An 11711-nucleotide genomic window follows, 5' to 3' on the forward strand; every position below is an offset into this window, starting at 1 on the left:
TAGGAACGGTTATGCCGCAGCTAAATATAGCAGATTTCCCACCTCAACTTGTGTGGCTGGCAATTTGTTTCGTCATTTTGTATATCGCAATGGCGAAAGTTGCTATTCCTCGCATTTCTGAGGTGCTGGAAGGCCGTCAGGACCGTATTTCACGGGATCTGGACGAAGCCAAACGGCTTAGCGAAGAATCTGAAAAAGCAAAAGCCGAATATGAGGCCGCTTTGGACGATGCTCGCAATAAGGCCCATGGCATGGTTGCCGGGCTAAAAGCTGAACTCGCCAGCGATCAGGAAGCCAGCAAAGCCAAACTGGAAGCTACTCTTGCTGCAAATGCAAAAGAAGCAGAACAGAGCATTGCCAAGGCGAAAGAAACAGCCCTATCCAACGTAAAGGATATCGCTGGGGAAGCTGCAAAAGCTGCGGTTTCCAGACTGATTGCCATTGATGTTGCAGATAAAGATCTGCAAGCCGCCGTAAATGCAAATCTGAAAGGGGACGCATAATGTTACAGTCTCCTTCATTTTGGGTTGCAGTTGCCTTTATTGGTTTTATTGCTGTCGTTATTTATTACAAGCTGCCTGCCATTGTCGGTAAGCAGCTCGACGACAGGGCCGATCGTATTAAAAACGAGCTTGACGAAGCACAGAAGCTTCGCGAAGAAGCCCAAGCAATGTTTGCTGATTATCAGCGCCGCCAGCGGGATGCTCTCGCTACGGCTGAAGACATTGTTGCAAAAGCCAAAGAAGATGCTGAAATTCTCCGTAAAGAGAGTGAAGCAGAATTGCAGGCCTCGCTAAAACGACGGCAGGAACTTGCTGAAGCCAAAATAAAACAGGCCGAAGAAAAAGCCCTCGCTGAAGTTCAGAATATTGCCGTTGATGTTGCGATCGCAGCGTCCGAGAAGCTGATGAAAGATAACCTGAAGGCGAAAGAAGCCGGAAGCCTGATCGATCAGTCGATCAAGGATCTTGGATCACAGCTGAACTGATTGCCGTTCCAACGCAAAAATTCACAAACCCTGCATTTCGATGCAGGGTTTTTTTATGCCTTCGATATTTCATTGAAAGCGTCTTTCCCTTTAAACAAAGACCATTGGAAATAGGTGGCTGAGTGTTACCGCCTTGAAATCCATTCATAGAACCGCGTTAAAGCGCGAATGAGCGCCCAATGGCGCTGCTTGGCATCCACTTCCCTCTCCCGACCAAAAAGGGGATAAACTTGGCCCCTGTTGGCCATTCCACAAAAAAACGCCCCGCCAAAAAATGGCGGAGCGTTGCAGGTTCTTAACCGATCTTATTGTTCAGATGGTTTCCATCTCAAAATCGGTTTCCGGGCTGCCCCTGTTTCATCCAGGCGACGCCTCGGCGCATATTGCGGAGACTGAGAAAAAACAGTCGGATCATTGCTGGTTTTTGCCTTATCGATCAGATAACGCATGCTCCCGATAAACAGATCCAATGTTTCCTTGCTTTCGCTTTCTGTCGGTTCAATCAGCATCGCACCATGAACAACCAAAGGAAAATACATCGTCATCGGATGATATCCTTCATCGATCATCGCCTTTGCCAGATCCAGTGTCGTAACACCAGTGTCCTTCAAAGTACTGTCATCGAACAACGCTTCATGCATGCAAACTCCATCAAAGGGTGCATGCAATACATCGTTTAAGCCAGCGCGAATGTAGTTGGCGTTCAGAACGGCATCTTCGGCAATCTGCCGCAGTCCATCTGAGCCATGGCTAAGCATGTAGGCCAGCGCCCGGATAAACATACCCATCTGTCCATGGTAGGTTTTCATGCGTCCAAAGCTATTTTCCGCATTCCCCTCCACATGTTCCTGAAGCCTATATCCGCTGTCGTCCTTGACCACGTATGGAACAGGAGCATAAGGCGCCAAGGCATCAGATAGCACAACTGGGCCTGAACCCGGGCCACCACCGCCATGAGGCGTAGAGAAGGTTTTGTGCAGATTGATATGCATCGCATCAACACCAAGATCGCCCGGACGGGTCCGGCCCAAAATGGCATTCAGGTTTGCACCATCACAATAAAAATACCCGCCTGCTTCATGCACCAGATCGGCAATCAACTTGACGTCATTTTCAAACAGGCCGCAGGTGTTTGGATTGGTCAGCATGACACCCGCAACATCAGGTCCCAGCTTGGCTTTAAAGGCCTCCATATCCATGCGACCGTCAGCCCTTGCGGGCACAGCGTCAACCTTATATCCGCATAAAGCTGCGGTAGCAGGGTTGGTACCATGTGCTGACTCAGGAACAAGAATGCGGTTCCGTTGCGCGCCTTCTCCGGCTGCTTCATGCGCAGCCCTGATCGCCATAACACCGCATAACTCACCATGGGCGCCTGCTGCAGGAGACATGGCAACGGCAGGCATACCGGTTATGGTTTTCAGCCAATGACCCAAATCATCAATAAGGGCAAGCGCGCCTTGAACAGTGCTTACTGGCTGTAAAGGATGGATATCGCCAAGACCGGCAATCCGCGCTGCTTTTTCATTGATGCGCGGATTATGCTTCATCGTGCAGGAACCCAGAGGGTAAAAACCTGCATCAATGGAATAATTTTGGCGGCTTAACCGGACATAGTGACGAAGAACCTGCGGTTCTGACAAATCGGGTAGTCCGGTCGCTTTTTTGCGACCCAGCCCCCCAAGACGGGATTTTACCTTTTTCGGTTCCGGCAAATCAACACCAACGCGGCCAGTAACCCCTTGCTCAAAAATGAGAGGTGTTTCGAGATTAAGCGCCCGGTTTCCCGTGAAGGTATCAGAAACGGCCTGTGCCTCATCCAATTCACCCGGACGGGTCGGACGTCCAACATTGTTTAGCATCAGACAAGCTCCTTCAAGGCAGAAACCAACTTTTCAACATCGGCTGCTTTTACTGTTTCCGTGACGGCAACGAGCAGCAGGTTGTCCAGCGCGGCATTTCCGGGGATAAGCCGAGAGACGGGGACGCCCCCCAAAATTCCCTTGTCGGCCATCGCTTCGACAGCTTTTTCGGCAGAACACGGTAATTTCACGGTAAATTCATTGAAGAAAGTGTCGTTCAGAACATCAAAACCTTCCAAAGAATCAATGGCTTCAGCGACCGTAACCGCTTCACCATGATTGATTTCTGAAAGTTTGGCAAAACCAGTTTCTCCCAGAAGGCTCATGTGAATGCTAAATGCCAACGAACACAAACCAGCGTTGGTACAGATATTACTGGTCGCCTTCTCACGGCGGATATGCTGCTCCCGCGTCGAAAGGGTCAAAACAAAACCACGTTTTCCCTCTTGATCGGTTGTTTCGCCGCACAGCCGGCCGGGCATCTGCCGGACAAACTTATCGCGCGTTGCAAGCAGACCAACATAAGGTCCCCCATAAGACAAAGGAACACCAATAGACTGCCCCTCACCCACAACAATATCAGCCCCCATGTCACCGGGAGGTGTTACCGCGCCAAGCGATACAATTTCGTTCACAACAACGACCAGCAATGCGCCTACTTCGTGGCACTGCTCCGCAAGGTCACTTAGATCCTGCAAACGACCAAAGAAGTCCGGGTTCTGAACAACAACACAGGCAATATCTTTTCCAAGACCTGCTGTGTAATCCTCATCTCCCATTGGGACTGTTGGATATTCCACAGCTTCAAAATCAGTATATTGCAGCGTTGTCTGAGTAACTTCTCGGTAATGCGGATGCAGATTACCGGACAGGATTGCTTTTTTGCGCCGTGTCACGCGACATGCCATCAAGACGGCTTCCGCACAGGATGTTGCGCCGTCATACATGGAAGCATTTGCCACATCCATTCCGGTGATCAATGCCACCTGACTTTGAAATTCAAACAGCGCCTGAAGCGTTCCCTGACTGATTTCCGGCTGATAGGGCGTATAGGCAGTCAGAAATTCAGATCGCTGAATCAAATGATCAACAACCGAAGGAACGTGATGTCGATACGCACCGGCCCCCAGAAAAAAAGGTGCTTTTGTCGGCGAAAGACTTTTCGCGCCATAGGCTTGCATCTGCGCATCCACATCCATCTCGGGTGCATGCTTTGGCAAATCCAGCAGGCCTTTCAGTCTCGCGTCCTCTGGAATATCAACGAAGAGATCATCAACCGACCCAACACCGATTTTTTCCAGCATCGCCTGCCTCTCGGCAGCGGTATGCGGCATATATCTCATTAGCCAAGACCTTCAATATAAGACTTGTACGCATCTTCATCCATCAGATCGTCCAGATCAGAGGCGTCCGCCACTTTAAGCTTTGCAAACCAGCCGCTGCCCAACGCTTCGTCATTTACTAAAGACGGTGTTTCTTCAAGATCACCGTTCACCTCAACAACTTCACCGGCAACAGGAACATAAACTTCTGATGCTGCTTTAACACTTTCAACAACAGCAAGTTCGTCCCCTTTTCCAAGGTTAGCGCCTACTTCGGGGACTTCGACAAAAACGACATCGCCCAGTTGCTGCTGTGCGTAATCACTAATGCCAACGGTCGCAATGTCACCCTCAATGGAAATCCATTCGTGATCTTTGGTATATTTAATGCTCATCTGATTTTCCCAAATTCAATCTAAATTTTCAGGTTTGAGGGCCTAGCCCCGGTAATATCTTTGTTCGACAAACGGCATCTTGACGATTTTTGCCGCCCTTGCTTTTCCGCGTATAATAAGTTGAACTTCTGTTCCCGCGGCTGCGAGTGCCAAAGGAACATAGCCCATTGCAATCGGTGCCTGCAGGCTGGGCGCAAACCCGCCGGATGTAATCTCGCCGACAACATTTCCGTCCATATCCGCAATTTCTGTATGTTCTCTTGCGGGTGCCCGCCCTTCAGGCAGAATTCCAACGCGTTTCATGGCAGGCTTGTCCGCAATTTCTTTTACAATAGTATCGGCGCCTGGAAATCCGCCTTCTTCCCGTCGCCGTTTGCTGATTGCCCACAACAGACCCGCCGACACGGGAGTTGTTTCCGTTGTCAAGTCATGGCCATACAAACACAGGCCTGCCTCCAAACGTAAGGAATCGCGCGCACCCAAACCAATGGGGTCGACTTCCGTCTCTGCGAGGAGTTTCTTGCAAATTGCAACGGCGTTTTCATTTGGAATTGAAATTTCGTATCCGTCTTCACCTGTGTACCCTGACCGGGTTACAAAACACGGGACGCCATCGATCTCGAGTTCCTTGAAACTCATAAATGGCATAGTCGCCACTTCCGGATTAAAGCGCGTTAAAACGGTGGCACTTTTTGGGCCCTGCAAAGCAACAAGAGCCCGGTTTGTCAGCTCTTCAACAACGGCCTCGCCCGCCAATCCGTTTTTTAAAAGGGCAATATCCTGTTCTTTGCAGGCAGCATTCACCACAACAAACAGATCATTCTCGCGGCGCGTGATAATAAGATCATCCAGAATACCGCCCTGCTCATTTGTAAAAAAGCTGTAGCGCATTTCACCGGTCTTAAGGGACTGGATATCGCCGGGCACAAGCTTTTCAATGGATTTTGCAGGATCGTTCCCGGTGATCACTACCTGCCCCATATGAGACACATCAAACAACCCGGCAGATTCGCGGGTTTGTAAATGTTCCTTCATAATTCCATCAGGATATTGCACAGGCATATCATACCCGGCAAACGGGACCATTTTGGCGCCTAGCTCTACATGAAGGTCGTAAAGAACGGTCCGATTAACATCAGAAGTGTTTACCATAAGAAATCTCAATCCAGCAAAGAGGTTATGCCGCGATACACTTGTACCGAAAGCAACCCCCTCTGTCTTAAGGACCTGAGAGATTTGACGTTGCGAATCCTACTGGATTCGAACGCTTACCCCTTCGGTGAAATTACCAACGGTAATTTGCTTTCCAGAGTTTCATCCCCCTGCGGTCCGGGTGCCTGAGAGTTTCCGGGGCGGTTGCTCCTTCGGCGATGGACAAATCCATCTCTCCCGCAGGGATCATCTGTATGAAGCCGTGATAATAGCCAAGCTTTTCATTCTGTCAAACGAACAAACGGCCTTCCTACGAACTAAGAACATTTAGACTTAAATTTCTTGCTGACTTAAACAACAGCAAATTAATAATATTACTAAGTATTAACCATTTTAAGCCACTGTGGGGAAATAGAACAGTGAAACAAAGATGGTTTAAAACAGAATGCGCCCAGACACTCCGCCCACAGATCAGGAACGTCATCTTGGCAGAAAAGAAATCATTGTCAGCAAGACAGATCTAAGTGGTAAGATTACCTACGCCAATCGGAAATTTATGGAGATATCAGATTTTTCCGAACCGGAACTACTTGGTGTCCAGCATAACCTTATCCGCCATCCAGATATGCCAAGAGCGATTTTCCATTTTTTGTGGGATCAGCTGGAAAAAGGCAATGAAGTCTTTGCCTATGTGAAAAACTTGTGCAAGAACGGTGATTACTACTGGGTCTTCGCTCATGTAACCCCTTCTATTCAAGATGACGTCACAGTCGGATACCATTCCAACAGGCGGGCCGTTGATCCGGACATCGTCACCAACATAATTGCCCCTTTCTATCAGAAACTTGTTGCCGAAGAGAAATCCCATTCGTCGCCGAAAGAAGGATTAAATGCCTCCCTTGGCTTGCTCTCAACATTTATCCAGGATCAAGGAGGCAACTATGACAAATGGCTCTTCTCTCTTTAAATCCATTTCGCCCGTAATTGGAGCCGTCCTTTTTACCAGTGCGGCTTTCGCGATTTACCTGTTTACCCAAAATTCGTTCAACTTCATGTCCATTGCATTTGTCGGTGCTTTGGCGGCAGTGGCCGTTGTCGCATTTAAGTTCAGACTGGACGCCCGAAAAGCGGCGCAGGAACGGGACAATATGAGATTGATGCTGGAAGCACGGGCGGGCGACATGAACCATACCGGGTTTCAAACCTCCTCCCATTCCGCTGACGAAATCAAAAAAATTGAAAATATTTGCAAACGACTGGCTACGGGTGATTTTGAAGCCCGAATTTCCCACATAGAAGAAGGCACCGATCTCACTGAATTGATGTGGTCCATTAATGAATTGGCAGATCGGACCGATGCCTTTATGAGGGAAGCCGCGGCGTCCATGCAACATGTGGCCGACCAGAAATATTACCGCCGAATTATTGATTTTGATATGGATGGTGCGTTCAAGCGCACGGCTGCTACCATTAATGAATGCACAAACATGTTTGAGCATCGGACGAATGAATTTAGCGATGTCATTTATCAGTTTGAACACACAATCGGCAGCGTCTCAAAATCAATATATGAGAGCGCCGAAGGGTTGCACCATTCAGCCGATATTCTTTCAAGTCATGCAAGTGATGCAGCAACACAGGTCGATAATGTCAACAACGCAGCGATAAGTGCCTCCTCTAATGTTCAAACTGTTGCAAGTTCAGCAGAAGAAATGTCAGCCTCTATTCAGGAAATCGGACGACAAGTTCGGAACTCCCTTGAAAATGCACAAACGGCCTCACAAATGGCCGATAGCGGAAATACGAAAATCAAAGGTCTGGCGCTCGCCGCCCAATCGATTGGCGAAGTTGTGAAGCTGATTGAAGATATTGCCAGTCAGACAAATCTTCTGGCCTTGAATGCCACCATCGAAGCCGCCCGGGCGGGCGATGCAGGTAAGGGCTTTGCGGTCGTTGCCAACGAAGTTAAAAATCTGGCCAATCAAACAGCAAAGGCAACCGAAGATATCAGCAAGCAGATCATTGATATTCAAAACGCGACGGATGAAGCCGTCTCTTCCATGGAGACAATCAATTCATCGGTCAGCGATATCAACCATGCTGTCACCGCAATTTCCTCGGCCATGGATGAGCAGAATGCCGCCACTCAGGAAATTGCGCAAAGTGTCGCCAGTGCCTCTGAAAGCACTGTATCGGTGTCAAATAATATCAAGACTGTAAAAGTATCGACGGAGGCAACCTCCGCCACCAGTAAAAAGCTACTTACCGAAGCCGACGCCCTTCAGGAACATTCAAAAGGGCTGGAAGACAATGTCTCTTCCTTCCTTGAACATGTTCGAAAGGTCGTTTGACAATAAGTCGTTTTGAACAGCGGGTCCGCGATCCGGCGCCGTAACTAGTTGACCTTGTTACGGTTATATTCCAGCTCTTCCTTGGTGAGTTGCAGTCCTAAAACGATCGTGTAATCACGGCCGTCCCGATTGGTTGGCAAGGGGATTCGTTGCACAATTTCTTCCTGAACAGCACCTCGACGCCGACCTTCTGCAACCTCTACCGGACTTTGCAGGACCTTCTTTGTCAAAATCCGACGAGAGCTGTCTGCTATCGCTACGAAGAACGGGAATGTATGGGTTTGGCTTTTCGCCGCGGGCCCTTTGATCGCACCAATTCGTAAAATTAACTCCACGACCAGTTCGGTATCATCGTTTTCATAAAAACATTCCCCGCTGACAGGTGCAATAATTCCCTCATATTCGACATCGACAAGATCGCGGCCCGGGCCTTCCTGAAAAACGGTTATCGTGTCCGCATTTGGCAGAACTGAAACAGCAGGGCACGGCAGGACGACTTTATTTGGATTAAAAATATCTGGGAGGGCCGCATCAAAGGATCCACTACACGCGCTCAACAAAGACAGTGAAATCATCGAAGCTACAAGTTTTCCGCGACTGAAAAAACGTATCATACCCTGCTTTTCTTTCATTATTCCAAATTCTATGACCGGATTAGTACGTCTCACACTGGTGTTCATCTGGAAATTGATGTACTAATTCGCCGAATTTAGGATGGACGGCTCCTTTTAGCAAGCGACGCGGCGCATTGTTGCTGGATAATTCTGAAAAGCAGGAATAAATCAGCTATTTCTGCCGGAGGTGGATGGTATGACACGTGAAAAAAGAACTCTTCTTCTCGCCGCTCCGCGCGGATTTTGTGCTGGCGTTGATCGAGCGATTCAAATCGTTGAAAAAGCGTTGGTAAAATATGGCGCTCCCGTATACGTCCGCCATGAGATTGTTCACAATCGTTATGTGGTTGAAAATCTGGAAAAAAAGGGGGCTGTTTTCGTTGATGAACTGTCAGATGTCCCCGCTGACGTCCCTGTCATTTTCTCCGCCCATGGTGTTGCAAAGTCAGTTCCAGCCGAGGCAGAAGCAAAGAAAATGTTCTTCATTGATGCAACCTGCCCACTGGTCAGCAAAGTCCACCGGGAGGCAGAACGGCACAAAAAGGACGGACAGGAAATTATTCTGATTGGCCATAAAGGGCACCCGGAAGTCATTGGCACAATGGGACAATTGGCCGCCGGAGAAATCAGTCTGGTCGAAACGGTTGCGGATGCCGAGAAATTCGAGCCAAAAAATATAGATGGAAAGCTTGCCTATTTGACGCAAACAACCTTGTCTGTTGATGAAACAAGAGACATCGTGGCGACGTTAAGCCGCCGTTTCCCGTCAATCGCAGCGCCCAAGAAAGAAGACATCTGTTACGCGACGACCAATCGGCAGGCTGCGGTAAAGGAACTTGCCTCGCAATGTGATGGTATTCTGGTCATCGGTGCGCCAAACTCTTCAAATTCTATGCGTCTGGTGGAAGTGGCAAAAAAGATCGGCTGCCAGCATGTATCACTGGTTCAACGGGCGACGGACATTCCGTGGGACAATCTGGAAGGCTGCCAGACGATTGGGATAACAGCTGGTGCTTCTGCCCCGGAAACACTTGTTGAAGAGGTAACTGATGCCTTTGCCAAACGGTATGACGTGACCATAAAAGAAGTTGTAAAAACCGAAGAGCATGTAACGTTCAAACTTCCGCGCGAATTGGAAAATGTGAGCGAATAAGAATAGGAATTGCTGGAACCACCATGGCTGTTTACACCGACATATCTGACGATGATCTTGATCTGATTGCCGGGAATTATCCCATCGGCGAGATACTGTCCTGTAAAGGGATCGCGGAGGGGGTCGAAAATTCCAACTTTTTGCTTCATTCAGAAACAGGACATTTTATTTTAACGATCTACGAAAAGCGGGTAAACGAAGAAGACCTGCCATTTTTCCTCGGATTAATGGAGCATCTTGCAGATCATGGATATGTTTCGCCGCGCCCGGTTAAAACCAAATCCGGTGAAAGCCTGTCCCGCGTTGCGGGTAAACCTGCCGCCTTAATCGAATTTCTTGAAGGCCGGTCGATGCGACGCGTTTCCCCTGAACACTGTGCCCTGCTGGGGCGTTCACTGGCTGATTTACACATTGCGGGTGACGGTTTTCAAATACAAAGACCCAATTCGTTGACCATTGACAGTTGGCGTCCCCTTTTTGAGGCCAGTCTTGCCAGTACGGGCATCGACCTCATTTCAAAACGGGAAATCAGCGAGATCTCCACAGAAATTGGAGATTTGGAGAAAAACTGGCCTGAAAATCTGCCAGAAGGTGTCATACATGCGGACCTGTTTCCGGATAACATCTTCTTTTTGAACGGTCAGGTTAGCGGCGTTATCGACTATTACTTCGCCTGCAATGATTTTCTGGCATACGATATTGCTGTCTGCCTGAACGCATGGTGTTTTGAAAGTGATGCGAGCTTTAACATTACAAAGGCCCGGCGTCTTTTAAACAGCTATCAACGCGCCCGGCCACTTGAAAAAACCGAACTTCAAGCCCTCCCTCTCTTATCTCGCGGGGCAGCAATGCGGTTTTATCTAACACGGTTGTATGACTGGATTAATCAGATTGACGGGGCCTTGGTAAAACCAAAAGACCCGTCAGAATATTTACAGAAAATCCGCTTTCTGAGAGATGTAAAATCCGTCGCAGAATTTGGTATCGACCTTCCTTAATCAAACAGGGCGTCAATTTCGTCCTGGCTGATTTCGTGGCCTTCGACAGTTGGTCCACTAAGTTCAACCTCGCCGTCCATGCGTGAGGGCTGATTGATTGTTTCAAGCTCTGCCAATTCACTATCGCCACCAAGAATATCAATCATGGCTGCGATACGGTCTTCAACAAATTTTAGCGTGCCAACGACTTTGGAAATTCTTTGCCCTGTAATGTCCTGGAAGTTACAGGCTTCATAGATTTTCATAATCGCGTTGCTAATGCCTTCGGTTATTTCAATCTCATCAGGATCAGTCGCGTTTAGCTGAAGGCTTTCGTTCTTGTCTTCAATAACCTCTACCGCTTCAAGGATCGCGTTAGTCGCCCCTTCCGTGTCGCCAACAACGGCGTCCAGCTGATCCGTCATCGCATGAATTTTAGGGCCTGAATCATGAGCATTTAAAGATGCAATTTCGCGCCGGGTATCGAGAATGACCCGAGATAATTCTTCAAGCTCGCTTTTCAGTTGTAACGATTCGGCGAATTCTTTTTTGAAATCTTCCATCACGGCTTCATTGACGGCCGCCGTTGCAGCAGAAGACGGATCAACGTTATTGATGTCCTCTCTTACAGAATTAATAGCATCCAGCAATTCCTGATATTGCTGCTGGCTTATTCCTTCACCCACGACAGAACTTTGTGTTTCGTTGCCGTCTTTTTGAAGCTGCCTGATTTCTGCAGAATACATCTTCTTTTGTGTTGTGCTCATGGGAGCTCCCAGCCGTTACCGTTATTAAGACTTTGTTCCTAGTCTTCGATTTTGACAAAAAGCACCTAATATTCTGTTAATTGCATCAAATTTTACAGACCTCCTTTATCTATGAATGTGTTAGGAAGGG

12 protein-coding genes and 2 riboswitches are annotated in these 11711 nt (G+C 48.4%); of the genes, 6 read left to right on the plus strand and 6 right to left on the minus strand.

The genetic code is table 11. The annotated features are described in order from the left end of the window. Positions 1–11 precede the first annotated feature (11 nt). Positions 12–503 carry a F0F1 ATP synthase subunit B' gene (locus ACJAYR_RS13060; RefSeq protein WP_169544564.1) on the plus strand — a complete coding sequence of 164 codons (492 nt, stop codon included), beginning with the start codon at positions 12–14 and terminating at the stop codon, positions 501–503. Further along, positions 503–988, plus strand: a complete 486-nt coding sequence (locus ACJAYR_RS13065) for a F0F1 ATP synthase subunit B (RefSeq protein ID WP_415237008.1) — start codon at positions 503–505, stop codon at positions 986–988. The genes ACJAYR_RS13060 and ACJAYR_RS13065 overlap by 1 nt, the downstream gene beginning before the upstream one ends. 305 nt (positions 989–1293) lie before the next feature. On the opposite strand, the gene gcvPB is transcribed toward ACJAYR_RS13065, so the two are convergent. Genes gcvPB through gcvT form a run of 4 tightly spaced genes read right to left on the minus strand, consistent with a single transcriptional unit; the run spans position 1294 to position 5719 of the window. Beyond that, positions 1294–2853 (minus strand): aminomethyl-transferring glycine dehydrogenase subunit GcvPB, encoded by a 1560-nt coding sequence (gene gcvPB / locus ACJAYR_RS13070; protein WP_415237020.1) that lies wholly within the window; start codon positions 2851–2853, stop codon positions 1294–1296. After that, entirely contained in the window at positions 2850–4193 is a 1344-nt protein-coding gene (gcvPA, locus tag ACJAYR_RS13075; RefSeq protein WP_415237009.1) for an aminomethyl-transferring glycine dehydrogenase subunit GcvPA, read from the minus strand. Before gcvPA ends, gcvPB begins: the two co-directional genes overlap by 4 nt. Next, on the minus strand, positions 4193–4567 hold the full coding sequence (gene gcvH / locus ACJAYR_RS13080) for a glycine cleavage system protein GcvH (protein WP_415237010.1): 375 nt from the start codon (positions 4565–4567) through the stop codon (positions 4193–4195). Before gcvH ends, gcvPA begins: the two co-directional genes overlap by 1 nt. A gap of 42 nt (positions 4568–4609) precedes the next feature. Next, positions 4610–5719 (minus strand): glycine cleavage system aminomethyltransferase GcvT, encoded by a 1110-nt coding sequence (gene gcvT, locus ACJAYR_RS13085; protein ID WP_415237011.1) that lies wholly within the window; start codon positions 5717–5719, stop codon positions 4610–4612. A gap of 60 nt (positions 5720–5779) precedes the next feature. Continuing rightward, positions 5780–5879, minus strand: a riboswitch (glycine riboswitch). 3 nt (positions 5880–5882) lie between these two features. Continuing rightward, positions 5883–5969: riboswitch (glycine riboswitch) on the minus strand. Between the two features lie 195 nt (positions 5970–6164). On the opposite strand from gcvT, the gene ACJAYR_RS13090 reads away from it, so the two are divergent. Both ACJAYR_RS13090 and ACJAYR_RS13095 read left to right on the plus strand, forming a co-directional pair. Beyond that, the gene (locus tag ACJAYR_RS13090; RefSeq protein WP_415237012.1) at positions 6165–6686 is read left to right on the plus strand and encodes a PAS domain-containing protein; all 522 of its coding nucleotides are present in this window, start codon (positions 6165–6167) and stop codon (positions 6684–6686) included. Continuing rightward, entirely contained in the window at positions 6661–8070 is a 1410-nt protein-coding gene (locus ACJAYR_RS13095; RefSeq protein ID WP_415237013.1) for a methyl-accepting chemotaxis protein, read from the plus strand. Before ACJAYR_RS13090 ends, ACJAYR_RS13095 begins: the two co-directional genes overlap by 26 nt. Before the next feature lie 44 nt (positions 8071–8114). On the opposite strand, the gene ACJAYR_RS13100 is transcribed toward ACJAYR_RS13095, so the two are convergent. Continuing rightward, complete coding sequence (locus ACJAYR_RS13100; protein ID WP_415237014.1) at positions 8115–8684, minus strand: hypothetical protein; 570 nt, start codon at positions 8682–8684, stop codon at positions 8115–8117. Positions 8685–8880: 196 nt separating this feature from the next. On the opposite strand from ACJAYR_RS13100, the gene ispH reads away from it, so the two are divergent. Then, on the plus strand, positions 8881–9837 hold the full coding sequence (gene ispH / locus ACJAYR_RS13105; RefSeq protein ID WP_415237015.1) for a 4-hydroxy-3-methylbut-2-enyl diphosphate reductase: 957 nt from the start codon (positions 8881–8883) through the stop codon (positions 9835–9837). A gap of 23 nt (positions 9838–9860) precedes the next feature. Next, entirely contained in the window at positions 9861–10835 is a 975-nt protein-coding gene (gene thrB, locus ACJAYR_RS13110) for a homoserine kinase (RefSeq protein WP_415237016.1), read from the plus strand. Here thrB and ACJAYR_RS13115 read toward each other — a convergent pair. Further along, the gene (locus tag ACJAYR_RS13115) at positions 10832–11581 is read right to left on the minus strand and encodes a protein phosphatase CheZ (RefSeq protein WP_415237017.1); all 750 of its coding nucleotides are present in this window, start codon (positions 11579–11581) and stop codon (positions 10832–10834) included. The genes thrB and ACJAYR_RS13115 overlap by 4 nt on opposite strands. Positions 11582–11711 lie beyond the last annotated feature (130 nt).

Source organism: Sneathiella sp., assembly GCF_047631475.1.
Lineage (GTDB): Bacteria > Pseudomonadota > Alphaproteobacteria > Sneathiellales > Sneathiellaceae > Sneathiella.